Source organism: Shewanella sp. SNU WT4, from assembly GCF_006494715.1.
In the GTDB taxonomy this organism is placed as follows: Bacteria; Pseudomonadota; Gammaproteobacteria; order Enterobacterales; family Shewanellaceae; genus Shewanella.
This window is the reverse complement of sequence record NZ_CP041151.1, coordinates 1,777,952-1,794,976: the sequence shown is the minus strand read 5'-3', so window position 1 is coordinate 1,794,976 and position 17,025 is coordinate 1,777,952. Positions and strand designations below refer to the sequence as shown.

Sequence of the window (17,025 nt, the reverse complement as noted above, 5' to 3'; positions counted from 1 at the left end):
CGCAAAGCGCGATAACTATTTCTTGCGCCAAGTGGTGCCGCTTGGACCATCTTCAAGCACAACCCCTAACGCATTGAGGCGATCGCGAGCAACATCGGCTGCAGGCCAATCTTTTTCTGTGCGAGCACGATTACGCTCAACAATTAAGGCTTCAATTTCTGCCACTTCATCATCTGTGCCTTCGCCTTTAAAGAAGCTATCGGCATCTTGGCTCATAATGCCAAGTACATCAGCGAGTTGCTTCATGGCAACCCCTAAGGCAGAAGCCGCGTTGATATCTTCAAGCTTCAAGCGGTTAATATCTCGCACCATATCAAACAGCACTGAATAGGCTTCAGGGGTGTTGAAGTCATCATCCATAGCAGCCGTAAAGCGGCTGACATAATCAGTGGCAGGCGCTGCCGTCACAGTTAAATCTAAGTCATTTAATGCTGTGTATAAGCGTTCTAACGCCGCACGAGCTTGCTTTAAATTATCTTCTGAATAATTTAACTGGCTGCGATAGTGACCAGACAGTAAGAAGTAACGTACGGTTTGGGCGTCATAGTGAGACAATACATCGCGGATAGTAAAGAAGTTGTCTAATGATTTAGACATCTTTTCTCTATCAACCATCACCATGCCAGTGTGCATCCAGTAGTTCACATAAGGTGTGTCATGGGCGCAGCAAGACTGTGCAATTTCATTTTCATGATGCGGGAACTGTAAATCACTGCCGCCGCCATGAATATCAAAATGCAGGCCTAAATGCTTGCTGTTCATGGCTGAACATTCAATGTGCCAACCAGGGCGGCCAGGGCCCCATGGTGATTCCCACGTAGGTTCACCCGGCTTAGACATTTTCCACAGCACGAAATCCATCGGATTATGCTTATGCTCATCGACTTCAACGCGCGCGCCTGCTTGCAGTTGATCTAAATCTTGACCCGATAAACGGCCGTATTCAGGGAATGACAGTACACTAAAGAGCACATCACCGTTGGTAGCTACGTAAGCGTGCTTACGCTCGATTAAGCGCTCAACCATGTCAATGATTTCGGCAATGTGCAAGGTGGCACGTGGCTCAAAATCAGGGCGCATCATATTGAGTGCATCAAAATCTTGGTGCATGTCGCCAATTAAGCGTTCCGTTAATGACTCACAGGTCTCATTATTTTCGTTAGCACGCTTAATGATTTTATCGTCAACGTCAGTAATATTTCGTTGAAAATTAACCTCATAACCCTTGTAGCGCAGATAGCGAACTATCATATCGAATGAAACAAAGGTGCGCCCATGGCCAATATGACATAAATCATAAATGGTTACCCCGCACACATACATGCCGACTTTACCTGGCACTATGGGTACAAACTCTTGTTTTTGGCGGGTAATACTGTTGTATATTTGCAACATCGGCATTCTCTTTAAAGATATGATTAAAATAAAAATCTATCTTCGAGTTTATCATGGGTCAGACAAGATTGAACACTGCCCTTTAAGCTCTGGGTCTTATAAGTTAGAATCCGCCCACATTTATACAAGAGTCTTACGAAAATGATTACATTACACACCAACCATGGCGATATTAAAATTCAGTTAGATTTTGATAATGCCCCTGCCACCGCAGAAAACTTCGCCCAATATGCTAAAGACGGCTTTTACGATGGCACCATTTTCCATCGCGTGATTGATGGTTTTATGATCCAAGGCGGCGGTTTTGATGCTGCTATGCAACAAAAAGCCACTCGCGCTACCATTAAGAACGAAGCCAACAATGGTTTATCGAATAAAATCGGTACCTTAGCTATGGCTCGTACTTCTGATCCGCATTCAGCTACCGGTCAATTCTTTATCAACATCAATAACAACACCTTCTTAGATTTCACTAAAGAAACTACTCAAGGTTTTGGTTACTGTGTGTTTGCCGAAGTAGTTGAAGGCATGGACGTAGTTAACGCCATTAAAGGCGTGAGCACAGGCAACAAGGGCATGCATCAAGATGTTCCTTTAGAGCCTGTTGTGATTGAAAGCGTTACCATTAGCGAATAATTTGAGCTAATGCGCACTCTTTTTATTGGCGATCTGCACTTAAGTGCTGATCGCCCTGATATCACGCAAGCCTTTGAAACCTTCTTGCAGCAACTCCCCAATGACACAGATGCTTTATATATCATCGGTGACTTATTTGAGGTGTGGGTAGGTGATGACTTAGCCGTACCCTTTGCCAAGCAACTGGCCGCGCAGTTATTGCAAGTTTCAACGCGTATCCCGATTTACTATATCCACGGCAATCGCGATTTTATGCTCGGCAAACAGTTTGCCAAAAGTGCAGGCTTACAATTATTGCCAGAGCATTACGCTACCAATATTTATGGTAAAGCTTGTTTACTCTTGCATGGCGATAGCTTGTGCACCTTAGATGCCGCTTACCAACGTTTTCGCCGCTTTCGCAATATCAGCGTATTTCGATGGTTGTATGGCAAATTGCCTAAACGCAAACGCCTTAGCATAGCTGCCAATATTCGCGCTAAGAGTAAAAGTGGCAATCGCAATAAGACCATGGAAATCATGGATGTGGAACCCGCAAGCGTTGATGCCTTATTATTGCAATATCAATGTGAATGGATGATCCACGGCCATACCCATAGACCGAATATTCATTCTCTGGCTCACAATAAGCAGCGCATGGTTGTAGGGGATTGGTATCAGCAAGGCAGCGTACTCACAATTACGCCTGATGAGGTGAGTTTGCAGCAACTGCCTTTTTCAAAGTGAATTGTCATTAAAAAGCTCAGCGTGTTAACTGAGCTCTTTGTTTTATCTAACTGCTTACCCATTTGCTTAGTGTTTCACTTAGCTAGTAGCTATTCTGGCGCGCCGCTATGAAACTTAAAATCATTATCTGCAGATAAAATTAAATCAGCTTCCATCACACCAAAATAGCGCACTCGATCGCTAATATCATGCCCTGCAATTTGCTCAGCTAATGCGAGATAATCCTGATAATGACGGGCTTCCGAGCGCAGTAACGACACATAAAAATCCCCCAAACGCTTATCCACCAATGGCGCTAATTTGGCAAAGCGCTCACACGAGCGCGCTTCAATATAAGCACCGCAAATCAGCTTATCAATTAAGGTATGCGGTTCATGAGTGATCACATGGCTAAGCAGGCCTTTGGCATAACGACTTGAGCTAATGGTTTCATAAGGAATATTGTATTCAGCCATGATCTCAAGAACTTGATAAAAATGATGCAGCTCTTCTTTGATCAGTAGCACCATCTTATCAATCAAATCTTGGCCATAAGCCGTACCAGATTTTGGCAACATGCTTTTAGACACACCTTTGACTTGCCCAAGACTTTGCCAATCACCAATTTTGCGATATGCAAAATCTTCATAAGGCTTAAACCAAGCAAGCAAAGCATCGCCACTTTCTTTATCAACGGCATATTTACGAATAAGAAACATGGCCGATTGACCCGCCTTTAATTCGCAAATTAAGTGATCAAGTAAAATCACTTTTAAGTTTTCAGGCTTTTGCGCCTCATCCAGCCAAGATTGAGGGGTTTCGCAGTGCAAAAAATTAGTTATCGGTGCCAGTATTAAATCCATATTACCTAAAAAGACTCATAGCAATTTTGGCTATTTTACCACAGGCAAGCACTGGGTTAGCGCTAAATCTGGACTTGTTAACCATGACGCTCGGTAATTTGCTCACGCATTAAACTGACCACTAGGCTTAAATGGATGTGACGAGCTTGATTGAAATACAGCCAAATCTTGATCTTATTAAGATGATGCACGATAAATAGACTATAAGTGACATCGCTTTTATCTGTCGTGCGGCGATTATTGGGGACACTATGAGGACATTTGCATATGATATTAGATCACATAAAAGGACTCTACACACATCCAAAGGAAGAGTGGCATCACATAGATGATAACCACGAATCGATTGCCGACAGCTTAGGCCACATCTTTTTAGTCGCGTTAATACCTGCTATTTGCTCATACTTTGCCAACGCCCATATAGGTTGGGACTTAGGTGTGGGTGACAAATTGTTTCTTACCAATGAAAGTGCGATTTTCATGTCAATAGCCACCTACTTTGGCTTAATTGGTGGGGTGTTTGCCCTCGCTTACCTCATCTTCTGGATGGCAAAAACCTTCGATTCAACGCCGACTTATACTCAATCTTTTGAACTTGCGGTATATACGGCAACGCCGCTGTTTATGGTAGGCTTTGGCGCGCTTTACCCTGTCATCTGGGTGATGATGTTAGTCGGGTTAGTTGGGCTAACGTATTCGGTATACCTTTTATATACCGGTGTGCCCATCATGATGCATATCCCAGAAGAGAAAGGCTTTATCTATGCAAGCTCAGTAGTTACCGCAGGCTTAGTGTTATTGGTCGCGTTAATGACGGGTAGCGTGATTATTTGGAGTTTTGGTTTTGGCCCAGCCTACGTTTAATGATTGCTTAAGTTTTAAAGCGCGCAATAAAAAAGGCCACTTTTAAGTGGCCTTTCGTTTTTTACGATGACTATTGATTAAGCAAAAGTATCTGATTAAGCAAAAGTATCACGCAGAGCGACGGTCAAGTTAAACACTAAATGTTCAGGGCTTGAATCCTTGTTATCCGCGCAGAAGTAACCTTCACGCTCAAACTGATAAGCTTGCTCAGCAGCAGCGTTAGCCAGCGATGCTTCAGCCACACCGTGACGCACGACCAATGATTCTGGATTCAGCACTTCATCCACAGTGTCAGCGGCAGCAGGGTTAGCATCAGTAAATAGACGACCATATAAACGGAACTCAGCAGGGATAGCAGAGCTTGCTTCAACCCAATGAATTACGCCTTTTACTTTACGACCATCGCTTGGGTTTTTACCCAAAGTTTCAGGGTCATAAGTACAATAAATGGTGGTCACATTAGCATCTTCGTCTTTATCACAACGCTCAGCTTTAATGACATAGGCATTGCGTAAACGCACTTCTTTACCTTGCACTAAGCGCTTGTATTGCTTGTTGGCTTCTTCACGGAAGTCTTCAGCATCAATAAAGATTTCACGGCCAAAGGCTAAAGTACGTTCGCCCATTTCTGGCAGATTCGGGTGCATAGGCGCCTTAATCATTTCATTATCACCGCTAAAGTTTTCAATAATCACTTTAACTGGCTTAATGACTGCCATAGCGCGCGGTGCATGTTCGTTTAATTCTTCACGAATACACGCATCTAACATGCCAACTTCAATCAGGTTGTCTTGCTTAGTTACACCAATGCGCTTGCAGAATTCACGAATAGCCGCTGGGGTATAACCACGACGACGAAGACCAGCAATGGTCGGCATACGTGGGTCATCCCAACCAGATACCAGTTCGCGCACCACTAAGTCATTAAGCTTACGCTTAGACATTAAGGTGTATTCTAAATTTAAACGCGAAAACTCGTACTGACGAGTACGATTTGGCTGCTGGAAATCACTCAGATTATCAAGCACCCAGTCATACAGACGACGGTTGTCTTGGAACTCTAACGTACATAATGAATGGCTGATATTTTCCAGCGCATCAGAAATACAATGAGTAAAGTCGTACATAGGATAAATGCACCACTTATCACCGGTTTGGTGATGATGGGCAAATTTCACGCGGTAAATAATCGGATCACGCATACACATGAATGGCGATGCCATGTCGATTTTAGCGCGCAGAACGCATTCACCTTCTTTGTACTCACCGTTGCGCATCTTGGCAAATAAAGCCAAGTTTTCAACAACATCAGTATTGCGATACGGACTATCTTTACCTGGCTCTTTTAAGTTACCACGGTATTCACGGGTCTGCTCAGGGCTCATAAAGCACACGTAAGCTAAACCTTTCTCGATAAGTTCCACCGCATAATCGTGCAGTTGATCGAAGTAATCGGATGAATAATGTATGTCACCGGTCCACTGGAAACCGAGCCACTGCACATCCTGCTGGATAGAGTTAACATAATCTATGTTCTCTTTCTCAGGGTTGGTATCATCAAAACGCAAGTTACATTGGCCTTGGTAATCTTTGGCAATGCCAAAGTTAAGGCAAATAGATTTAGCATGACCGATATGCAGGTAACCATTAGGCTCTGGCGGAAAGCGAGTATGAACCTGGGTATGTTTACCGCTCTTCAGATCTTCATCAATGATATTGCGAATGAAGTTGCTTGGACGAGCTTCGTTGTCCACATGACTCATGGAATTCCTCTTTACAGCAGTGGCAATTTGACTAAACGATAATGATCCTACAGATCAGGCCTCAGCACAATCCCCAGACTAAAAAACTCTGAATAACTCTGAATAAAAACAACAAAGCAGCCATCAGGCTGCTTTGTTTCAACGCGTTATGTTTATTCAGTAACCACTTTGATGGCAAGCGGTGTTTGCTCGGTGCGCTTAGCTAAATGCTTAAGCCAAGCCACAAACGCTAGCAGTGATGAGATAATTGCCACTATCCACATTGACGACTGCAGTGGATGCTGGTTAAAGGTACCCACTTGGTACACTAAGGTCGCTGAACCATAAGCTAAACCAAAGGTCCATAAGGCGGCAAATCTTGCCCAGCGTATCCCAAATTCATTCACTAAGGCGCCCATAGCCGCCACACATGGGGTATAGAGCAACACAAACAGCAAATAACTGAAGGCGGCAATCGTGCTACCAAAACCTACCTGCAGCGCAGTAAAAGTTGAAGTATCAACGCCCTGCTCTTCTGCTGCGACTTGCTGGTTAGCAATCTCACCAACCGCTAACGATAATGGGTCGCGCAAATCAATGCCAAATAAATTTTCTGGAATGGTATGCAGCGCTTCCATAAAGCTTTCACTTAAAGGCGTTAAGCCTTCATCAGTAGGGGTTGCATCGGTATATAAACTGTTTAACGTACCGACCACAGCTTCTTTAGCAAAAATACCTGTGACAATACCCACAGTCGCTGGCCAGTTATGCGCTTCTACGCCCATAGGGGTGAACACAGGCGTAATTTGCTGACTAACGACACTCAGCAGTGAAGCTTTCGAGTCTTCATGGCCAAAACTACCATCAGTACCAATCGCATTAACAAAATTAAGCAAGGTCACGACGATAACTATGGTTTTACCGGCGCCGAAAATAAATCCCTTAGTCCGCTTACCCGCACGCTTAAGTGATGGCATTAATTTAGGTAATTCGTAATCAGGTAATTCCATCACCACCGCACTACTGCTGCCTGGCAGCAAGGTATAGCGCAATAATAATCCAGTACCTATGGCGGCGACAATTCCCAATAAATACAGTAAGAACACTAGATTCTGGCCATGCTCTGGGAAAAATGCCGCGGCAAATAAGGCGTATACAGGTAAACGTGCGCCGCACGACATAAATGGCGCCATCATACCCGTCACAATCCGCTCACGCTGACTGCCTAACGTACGGGTCGCCATAATTGCCGGCACAGAGCAACCAAAGCCCACTATCATAGGCACGAATGCCTTACCTGGCAGACCAATGCGGCGCATTAAACCATCGACCACAAAGGCCGCGCGTGACATATAGCCAGAACTTTCTAAGACAGATAAGCCTAAGAATAAGAAGGCAATTACTGGAATAAAGGTAGCTACTGTTTGTATGCCTTGGCCAATACCGCCCGCCAAAATAGTCACTAACCAACTCGGTGAGCCTATGCTTTCCAGCAAGGCGCCAAAATGATCCACAAATAAAGCGCCAGCACTGATATCAAAGAAATCAATGAAACTGCTGCCGACATTAATGGCAAACATAAACATCAAATACATGGCACCGAGGAAAATCGGAATGCCTAAGATGGGATGCAGCATCACTTTATCAAGACGATCACTTAAGGTCGGCTTACCGCTACTGGTTACTGTCTTTTGATAAATCACTTCAACAAAATCAAAACGCGTGGCGGCAATCATGACTTCAATATCAAGCCCTGACTCAGTTAATTCTTTAGCACAAGCTATGACTTGCGATTGCAACTGACCGTTAGCACATGAACCACAACCTAAACCATGACCAAACATAGCCAAAGTGCGACCGCGGCTTAAATCGGTTTGCTGCGCCATGGTTTGCGTCAGCGCATGTTCAATGCGGCTATCATAGTTGAGCACTAAGGCTTGCTCACTAATGTTACCGTCAAGCAGCTTTACCACTAATTGCTGAATTTGTTCAATATCAGCATCATCTTTAGCGCACACACCGATAACAGGACAACCTAACGCCGCCGTCATGGCTTCAAAGTCAACCTCGATGCCGTGCTCGCGAGCCACGTCCATCTTATTGACTACAACCACCATAGGAATGCCAAGTTCACGCAGCTGCACTGTCAGGTACAAATGGCGCTCAATGTTGGTGGCATCGAGCATATTGATGATGCCATCAATCTTAGCTTCGGCTAAATATTGCTGGGCAATCTGCTCATCGAGCGAGCAATCGCACTGGCTGCCTGCTGGCAATAAATCATAAATACCTGGTAAATCAGTTAACTTAACTTCAGTTCCCTTAAGGGTAAAACTGCCAGTTTTCTTTTCTACCGTCACCCCGGCCCAGTTACCAACATGTTGATTAGCACCGGTTAACGCATTAAATAAGGTCGATTTACCCGCATTCGGGTTACCGACAGTGACACAATGAAACGGCTTAGTCATTGGTAATCTCTACTTCAATAATATCGGCTAAATCACGACGCATACATAAGCGGCTACCACGGATATTGAGCTCTACTCCTGAGCCCATTGGCGCGCGTCGAATCAAACTAAAATGAGTATTGGGGGTGATCCCCATAGATAACAATTTGCGTTTTACTGATTGCGGTAACGACAATTGGCCGATTTCTGCAATGTACGCACGATCACCGGGATTAAGATCACTTAACTTCATTTGTGATTTCCTGAATCTTTTGAGCACAACTTGCGAGCATATTAGCCGAACTAAGGCGCGAAAAATGCTAGCTAAGTCATGGTTCAGCAACTTAAACGAGAATAGTTTTCAATTACATTTTGGATTATGGCGGATATTGACACATAAATAAAGACTTACGCCGCTTGACCAGCAGCACCTATCTCAGAGCTAGCAAATTAATCTAGTTTCACACAGCTGCACAGTGATAACTCACTGCCCGCCTAATACCTCTAAAGAAATAGTCAGACGTCAATCACAAACCGCACCTAAAAACGCTGCGAAACATTAACTATTTGTTAGCCTATCCTTGGAAAAATTTCCACACACCTTATACGGACTTTCTGATGGTTTAAGGTGATGATTATAATGATGCAGGGAAATATTATGATGAAACACATTCGCTTAACTGCTCGCAGCGCTGCGTTTATTAGCGCAGGGATCATGTCGCTAGCGTTAGTTGGTTGTGGTGGTGATGACGGACAGCCTGGCAAGGATGGCGTCGTTGGATCACCTATTACCGCAGTCAACGCCATAAAAAGCACAATTAATTCAGCAACTGTCAATGACAATGGCATTCTTGCCATTAATTTTTCGCTAGCAGATGCCAATGGCGCGGCGGTTATTGCATTAAAAAATGCCGACATTAGCGCAGTATCTTTTGGACGCATGGGTTCTGAAGATGAAGTAGGTATTACAGATATTGAAGGTAAGCCGAGACAGATATGGCTAAGTTATTTCAATAAAGATAAAGGTGATAACCACTTCACAGGTTCTTCCTATTTTAAGGGCAGTGATTGCACCGATTGCTTAACCGATAACTCGGATGGCACATATACGCTGACCTTAAACAAAGCTGTTGATACTCTAGGTAAATATAAATTTGCTGCTAACACGACTAATGGTATTTATTTAGGTATTAAGTCCACAAACGCACAACAAAAAACATTAGTGGATAATAGCTTCTTCTACTGGCAACCAAGTACAGATACGGTACAAAGCCAACCTAAAGATGTCATCGCTAATGAAACTTGCCAAAGTTGTCATCGTCCAGGTCATGAAGGTGAATTAGCATTTCATGGTGGTAAACACACTACTCTAGAATCGTGCACCTTCTGTCATACCGATTACAACACATACATGAAGCAAGACGTTGATGCCGATAAAAATCCTGTAGGTTCACCATACAAGTTCGATGGTTCAATTAAAGGCATGGCACACGAAATTCATAGCCACGCTTTCTACACTGGCATTTATCCACAAGCCGCAAGTAACTGTCAAACTTGTCACCAAGCGGATGACAATCTGACAATGGCAGATGCATGGAAAGCTGACTTAGATACAGCAACTTGCATGAATTGCCACAATAGCGCTTACGCTGTACCAAGCTGGCATTGGGATGCTGCAAACAATCAAATTAAAGATGACAAGAAGAATTGTGTTAGCTGCCATGGCGGCGAAGGTGATAAAGGGGATTACCGTGGCGCTGAAAGTGGCCACTATTCTCAAAATGCCAATGCTCATTCAACCAAAATCAAAGTGGTATTTGACGGTGTGACTGTTGCTACCGATAAAATGTCTGTCACCGCGATCTTTAAAGTCATGGACGGTACTGAGTTAGTTCCACTTGCTCAAATTGATCCTCGCCCATATAAGTACGGTGGCTATAATAGTGCGCTAGTTTTCAATGGCATTGCAGATGATGACTTTAGCGTTAACTATCAAAAGGTTGGTTTTGAGTATTTCACACAATTGTCTGACGGTCGTATCCAAGCTGTAATCAATGAGCCCACTTATAAAGTTAGCGCCGCACTAGCAGATGATGCTGTGATTGCATTATCAAGCCAATTGCATGTGTGCTATAACGCCAAAGGTGTACGAGCCGATTGTGATGTGACTAACTTAAACAATGACAAACAATCAGCGCCTTACTTAGTCAGTGACACTTACTACTTTAAGCAAGACGGCACTAAGGTGGATAAGTCCCCTCGTACTCAACACGCTGAGATGAAGGCTTGTCAGGATTGCCACACTACATCTATTACTCATAGATATAGCAATGATATGGATGGCTGTGCAAGTTGCCACAATGGCACTCGCGACAAGAAAGGTGCAGGCTCATCGAACTTGGCTTACATAGTTCACAGTGAACATTATCTAACAGGTTTCTTTAGGAAAACCGACTGTCAGACCTGTCATGGAAAAGATGGCTTTAGTTTAGACAAGATTACAGTTGATGCGGCGCCGGTTGCATTCGGCACCACAGATGGCGCGAAACTATCGGCGACTAACGAGCAAACTCTCGTGTCTCCGCAAACTGCCGCTTGTGTAAGCTGTCACACTAAGCCTTATTCTTTAAATGAACAAACCATCAGTCACATCAAGTCTTTTGGTGGTGTGTTAGAGGTGCGCGAGTTTACTGATGATAAGAATATGAAAACTTTTGCTTTAGGTGTTGCGAGATCTTTATATGATGCCGAAGCTAAAGCCGCTGGCGCAGAAACTTGTTCAACCTGCCACACAACAGACAGATTGCTTGAACAGCACAAAAACTGGGCATTCCCTAAGTATTAACAATAGGGTTTAAATAACAGAGGAGGCTTATGCCTCCTCTGTTAACATTTACAAGCTAATAGTGCCGTTACCATAGCATTTGGCAGACCTGCAAGTTTTCAATGCTGCAACAAATACCCCTAAAGAAATAGTCAGATCCAGTTCACACATCCCCGCCTAACTTGAAGTTTTTTTATCCATCTTAAGGTACTTTATCTTCGGGAAAATTTTCCAGCAACTGCTTGAGTCACTTACAAAATCATAAGCAGCGACTCAGTCGCTCAGCTCAAGCACGTTGCTCTTATTACGCAGGGATAACATGATGAACACACAAATAAAAAAAATAGCACTACTCATAGCGTCTAGCATGCTGTCAGTGGGACTAGCTGGTTGCGGCAGTGACGGTGACAATGGCAGCACAGGTAAACCAGGAGGTCCTGCTGCAAACACAGTGGCACAGCTGAAACTGGATGTCACCGATGTCAATCACCAAGGCAGTGAATCACAAGTCACAGTATTTGCGACTAACGAACAAGATTTACCTGTGGTTGGCTTAAAAGATCTCGAAATCAAAAAACTGTCCCAGCTCATCCCACATGGTGCTACTGGCGCAGGCAACAGCGCAGCATGGCAAACTCTTGGTGCCACCAAAGTATTTATCGATAATAAAGATGGCAGCTATAGTTTTAAAGTTGACGTCAAAAACTTTGATCCAGCCTTAACTCAACGTTTTAATATCATAGCGGCCGCCTCAACGCTGCAAGATGGCACCACCTCAGTACCTCGCACTGAATACACAGAAGATTTAGCCAGCGATGGCTCAGCGCCACGCTACACCAAAAATGTAGTAGCCACAGAAACCTGTAACACTTGTCACGCTGAAGGTGTCAAGATTTACCACGGTTACACTTCGCTTGAATCTTGCACTACTTGTCATAACGATGACATGGCTAAAGATAAAAACAAGGTGCAAGTGGGCTTTAACCACTTGATCCACAATGTGCATAACAGCAACAAGATGTATGGCAAAAACTTAGATAAGTCAGCAGAAACTGCTCATAACTTAATTCAGGACAACTGCCAAGCGTGTCATATTCCACCGCAAGCCGATGATAACGGTTTAACTGAATGGAATAACTGGTCACGAGTTCCAACCATGGAAACTTGTACTAGCTGCCATACCACTATCGATTTTAAAGCTGGCAAAGGCCATTCACAGCAAGTTGATAACAGCAATTGTGTGGCCTGTCATAACAGCCAATGGACCACAGAAATCCACACTGGCAAGGTCAACACCAAAAAAGAGCTGATCAACAGCTATGGCTTATCGTCCGAGTTAGTGGCTAATAGCAATAATACCGCGACCTTAACCGTCACTATCACAGATAAAGCTGGTACTGCAGTCGATGCTGCAAGCTTACTGCCTAAAATTAAGCAGTTAGAAACCATCACTAACGTTGGCACTCAATATGCCATCATGGGCTACAATCCTGCGCCAGAAACTGGCTTTAAGAAAGTAGCGCAAGATTTAGTGAAAAATGGTGCCCTTGTTGCCCCTGTGGCCTTAGTCAATGGCAAGCTAGTGTTCACTACGCCAGTACTGCCTTTCAATCAAGGTGCCGCCGATACCAATACCGCCTTTAGCTTTATCGGTCTTGGTATGTGTAATGACGGTACGGCTTTTGTTAATTGCGCTGATGGCGTTGATTTCACTGGTATGAAAGCTGATTTAGCCTTTGCCGCCCAAGGCGGTAAAGTTACCACTCGTCATATCGACTCTGTGGCCATTGATACTTGTATCAATTGTCATGGCGACAGCTTTGATATTCATAAAGGCTATCACGCCGGTTTTGTACTATCGGAACAGCTAGGTCGTGAGATTGATGGCAAATTAATGACTGGCATTGATGGTTGCGTTAGCTGCCATACCCCTCATGGCACTTACGGTTCTGGCGCTAACAAAGGCGCTTTAGAGCTTAAATTGCACAAGACCCACAGCGCTTTCTACGGCTTGATTGGTGGTAACTGTAGTCAATGTCATAACGACTTCAACTTAGATGCCTTCAAAGCTAAAGGTGCATTAGCTACCGATGGCGGCGTCTATACCACACCTATTACAGCCACTTGTGGCTCATGTCACATCATAGGTTCTGAGTATTTTGACGCTCATACCCAAGCGCAGTTAGAAGGCTTTGGTGCAGTGATTAACGGTGATTTTACGGCGGCCACGCAAGCGGCTCAGTCTGAAACCTGTTTATTCTGTCACAAGCCTACTGTCGCCAACCACGGTCACGTTGAAATGTAATCACGCTGGCGCAGCGCTGCTGCGCCTTTGACCCTAAGGGTAAGTCGATTAGGAATCTATTATGAAAAAAACCACCCTAATTCCAACGCTGCTGTTAAGCGCAGTGTTGTCGTTAATGGCAACCTCGGCCATGGCCGCTAAGTGGGATGCTAAGCTCACGCCAGCGGAAGTTGAAGCCACCTTAGATAAGAAATTCGCAGAAGGGAATTACTCACCTAAAGGCGCTGATTCTTGCTTAATGTGCCATAAAAAATCAGAAAAAGTGATGGCGCTGTTTAGTGGCGTGCATGGCGCAATTGAATCGAGCAAGAGCCCAATGCCAGGTTTGCAATGTGAAGCCTGTCATGGCCCTATGGGTCAACACCAGCGCGGCGGCAACGAGCCCATGATTACCTTTGGTAAAGATGCAAGCTTAAGCGCCGCCAAGCAAAACAGTGTGTGTATGAGCTGTCACCAAGACGATACCCGCATTAATTGGCAAGGCAGTCATCATGACAACGCCGATGTTGCTTGCGCGTCTTGTCATAGCATCCATACCGCCGCAGATCCGATTTTAACTAAGCAAAATGAAGTTGAAATCTGTAGCCAGTGTCATACCCGTCAAAAGGCTGATTTGAACAAGCGTTCTAGTCACCCGATGAAATGGGCGCAAATGACCTGTTCTGATTGCCATAACCCACATGGCAGCATGACTGACAGCGATTTAGTAAAACCTAGCTTGAATGAAACTTGCTATAGCTGTCACGCAGAAAAGCGCGGCCCAAAGTTATGGGAACATGCTCCCGTGACCGAGAACTGCGCCAATTGTCATAACCCTCATGGCAGTGTTAACGATGCCATGCTCAACACCCGCGTGACTCAGTTGTGCCAGCAGTGCCATGCCAGCGATGGCCATGCGGGCAATGCTTATTTAGGCAACACAGCCCAAGGCAGTGAAGTGGGTAACAACGCCTTTACCGGTGGCCGCAGCTGTTTAAATTGTCACAGCCAAATCCATGGCTCTAATCATCCATCTGGCAAATTGCTACAGCGTTAAGGAGGCATTATGAATTTTAAACTCAATCTAATCACCTTAGCCCTAGTGGCTAGCAGCTCAATGGCGATGGCCGATGGCTATAACCTCAACAAGGCCAATACCGTCAAAGTGAAATATGACGCTTGGCAATGTAAAGCCTGTACACAAGACACAGGTGTTAACGGTACTGTGGCTGTGGGCGTGGGTTATATCGACAGTAACGATAACTATTCAGGCAATAATTTCGGTAGCGATAACCAAGTGCCCGCCAAAGTGGATGCTAACTTAGTTACGACTGGCATTAATGGTCATCGCGCCACTGTTAATGCTTATCAGCTCGGTATGGATAATGGCTTTATTGATGTTAATGCCGGTAGCCCTGGCGATTTTAATATCAATGCCCGTTATCAAAACATTACTACCTGGAAAAATGATAATGCGTTAACCCCTTATCAAGGCATAGGCGGTAATGATTTAACTTTGCCGTCTAATTGGGTTACGGCTGGCAATACTGCGGGCATGACTCAATTAAATTCCAGCCTTAATGCTATTGATTTAACACTTAAGCGCGATCGCTATGGCTTAGGCTTGGTCTATCAAGCTGACAGCCTGTGGAGCAGCTTTATTGATTATGAGCGCGAGCATAAAACTGGCTTAAAAACGGCGTCTGGCAGCTTTTTTAATCAGTCTATGATGCTGGCTGAACCTGTGGATTACACCACAGATACCTTGGCTGCTGGAGTTAACTTAGCGGGAGACTCTTGGTTCTCGCAGTTAAGCTATCAAGGCTCAATGTTTAGCAATAATTATGCGCAGCTTAATTTTGATAATGCCTTTAACCCCACGTTTGGCGCGCAAACCCAAGGCGCTATGGCGCTTGACCCTGACAATCAGGCGCATACTGTTGCTTTAACAGGACAGTGGCGCCACAGTGACACCATAGTTAATGGCCGCCTGTACCTTGGGCAAATGAGCCAAGATCAAGCGCTAGTCACCTCAGGCTATGGTTATCAGTTACCGACCGAGGCCGTTGATGCCAAAGTAGATTTAACTGGCGCCACGGTTAAAGTCGTGCAAAAGCTCAGCAGCCAAGTGCGGATGCAAGCCAGTTATGATTATTACGACCGTGACAATCAGACCGATGTCGATGCTTGGACGCAAATTAGCATCAATGATGTTAATGGTAAGGTGAGCTATAACACCCCTTATGATTACACCAATCAGCAACTAAAACTGGCGCTCGATTACCGTATTAGCCGCGGCATGAAGTTAGATGGTGGCTATGATTTCAAAAGGCAAGAGCGCGACTATGAAGACCGTGAAACTACAGATGAAAGCACCTTGTGGACGCGCTTTAGCTTAAGCAGTTTCGAGCAATGGAACTTCTCGGTTAAAGGTAGTTTTGGTTTGCATGAAGGTTCGCGTTATCAAGCCTCGACACTGACATCGTCTGAAAACAATGCCTTACTGCGTAAATTCAATCTTGCCGATAGAAAACGTAGTCAAATCCAAGCGCAAGCAAGCTATGCCCCAACGGATAGTTTAAGCTTTGATTTGTCAGCGCGTTACGCCTTAGATGATTACGATCATACCCAAATTGGCTTAACCGAAACCCAAGATTACAGCACAGATATTGGTGCTAATTATCTGATCACTGACGATATCAGCGTTAATGCTTTCTATGGTTATCAGCAGATTAACTCAAAGCAAAACGGTAGCAGTAACTTCAATGCGCCAACTTGGAGCAGTCAGATTGACGATACCTTCCATTTTGCTGGCGCTGGCATTGCTTACAACAACTTGATGGCCGATAAGTTAGCCTTAGGACTGGATTACAGCTATTCAGACTCACAAGGGGATACTCAAGTCACTCAAGGCGTAACCGGTAACTATGGCGATTTCTTTGCTAAATCGCACAATGTTAACTTGTATGCGACTTATCAAGTAAGCCAGCAAGCCAGTGTGCGCATGGATTATATGTACGAGAGATATCAAGACAATGATCCGGCCAATAGCTTAAGCACAGATGCTATTTGGAACGTACTGAGCTTTGGTAATCTTAACCATGATTACAATGCCCACATGGTCATGTTAAGCCTGCAATACAAACTCTAATTGAGTTGCTATTGTTAAATTCGCTAAGAACTAAACATTAAGTGCTAACGGTTAAGAGCTAAGCACTAACAGTTAAGGGCCCAATCGGGCCCTTTTTATTGGCAACAATCGAGA

General features: G+C 44.5%; 12 protein-coding genes. 7 read left to right on the top strand and 5 right to left on the bottom strand.

The annotated features are described in order from the left end of the window. Positions 1 to 15: 15 nt before the first annotated feature. A complete protein-coding gene (gene cysS / locus FJQ87_RS08025; RefSeq protein ID WP_140932184.1) occupies positions 16 to 1,395 on the bottom strand; it encodes a cysteine--tRNA ligase in 1,380 nt (459 codons plus the stop codon). A 141-nt stretch (positions 1,396 to 1,536) separates the two neighbouring features. Between cysS and FJQ87_RS08020 the strand changes: the two genes are divergently transcribed. Together FJQ87_RS08020 and FJQ87_RS08015 are read left to right on the top strand one after the other, a co-directional pair. Then, a complete protein-coding gene (locus FJQ87_RS08020) occupies positions 1,537 to 2,031 on the top strand; it encodes a peptidylprolyl isomerase (RefSeq protein WP_140932183.1) in 495 nt (164 codons plus the stop codon). Positions 2,032 to 2,040: 9 nt separating this feature from the next. Continuing rightward, on the top strand, positions 2,041 to 2,757 hold the full coding sequence (locus FJQ87_RS08015) for a UDP-2,3-diacylglucosamine diphosphatase (RefSeq protein WP_140932182.1): 717 nt from the start codon (positions 2,041 to 2,043) through the stop codon (positions 2,755 to 2,757). A gap of 89 nt (positions 2,758 to 2,846) precedes the next feature. On the opposite strand, the gene miaE is transcribed toward FJQ87_RS08015, so the two are convergent. Next, the gene (gene miaE / locus FJQ87_RS08010) at positions 2,847 to 3,599 is read right to left on the bottom strand and encodes a tRNA isopentenyl-2-thiomethyl-A-37 hydroxylase MiaE (protein ID WP_140932181.1); all 753 of its coding nucleotides are present in this window, start codon (positions 3,597 to 3,599) and stop codon (positions 2,847 to 2,849) included. Positions 3,600 to 3,866: 267 nt separating this feature from the next. Between miaE and FJQ87_RS08005 the strand changes: the two genes are divergently transcribed. Beyond that, positions 3,867 to 4,463 carry a Yip1 family protein gene (locus FJQ87_RS08005; protein WP_140932180.1) on the top strand — a complete coding sequence of 199 codons (597 nt, stop codon included), beginning with the start codon at positions 3,867 to 3,869 and terminating at the stop codon, positions 4,461 to 4,463. A gap of 95 nt (positions 4,464 to 4,558) precedes the next feature. On the opposite strand, the gene glnS is transcribed toward FJQ87_RS08005, so the two are convergent. From glnS to FJQ87_RS07990, 3 genes are all read right to left on the bottom strand, one after another. Beyond that, positions 4,559 to 6,226, bottom strand: coding sequence for a glutamine--tRNA ligase (gene glnS, locus FJQ87_RS08000; protein WP_140932179.1), 1,668 nt, complete (start codon positions 6,224 to 6,226; stop codon positions 4,559 to 4,561). Between the two features lie 152 nt (positions 6,227 to 6,378). Then, positions 6,379 to 8,673 (bottom strand): Fe(2+) transporter permease subunit FeoB, encoded by a 2,295-nt coding sequence (gene feoB, locus FJQ87_RS07995; protein ID WP_140932178.1) that lies wholly within the window; start codon positions 8,671 to 8,673, stop codon positions 6,379 to 6,381. After that, the gene (locus FJQ87_RS07990) at positions 8,666 to 8,905 is read right to left on the bottom strand and encodes a FeoA family protein (RefSeq protein ID WP_140932177.1); all 240 of its coding nucleotides are present in this window, start codon (positions 8,903 to 8,905) and stop codon (positions 8,666 to 8,668) included. Before FJQ87_RS07990 ends, feoB begins: the two co-directional genes overlap by 8 nt. A gap of 405 nt (positions 8,906 to 9,310) precedes the next feature. Between FJQ87_RS07990 and FJQ87_RS07985 the strand changes: the two genes are divergently transcribed. The 4 genes from FJQ87_RS07985 (at position 9,311) to FJQ87_RS07970 (ending at position 16,911) form a co-directional block, all read left to right on the top strand. Next, a complete protein-coding gene (locus FJQ87_RS07985) occupies positions 9,311 to 11,497 on the top strand; it encodes an OmcA/MtrC family decaheme c-type cytochrome (RefSeq protein ID WP_168195162.1) in 2,187 nt (728 codons plus the stop codon). 298 nt (positions 11,498 to 11,795) lie between these two features. Further along, positions 11,796 to 13,781 carry an OmcA/MtrC family decaheme c-type cytochrome gene (locus FJQ87_RS07980; protein ID WP_140932175.1) on the top strand — a complete coding sequence of 662 codons (1,986 nt, stop codon included), beginning with the start codon at positions 11,796 to 11,798 and terminating at the stop codon, positions 13,779 to 13,781. Between the two features lie 61 nt (positions 13,782 to 13,842). Next, positions 13,843 to 14,817 carry a DmsE family decaheme c-type cytochrome gene (locus tag FJQ87_RS07975; protein WP_140932174.1) on the top strand — a complete coding sequence of 325 codons (975 nt, stop codon included), beginning with the start codon at positions 13,843 to 13,845 and terminating at the stop codon, positions 14,815 to 14,817. A 9-nt stretch (positions 14,818 to 14,826) separates the two neighbouring features. Further along, positions 14,827 to 16,911: an MtrB/PioB family decaheme-associated outer membrane protein gene (locus tag FJQ87_RS07970; RefSeq protein WP_140932173.1), complete on the top strand. Its 2,085-nt coding sequence runs from the start codon at positions 14,827 to 14,829 to the stop codon at positions 16,909 to 16,911. Positions 16,912 to 17,025: the final 114 nt, after the last annotated feature.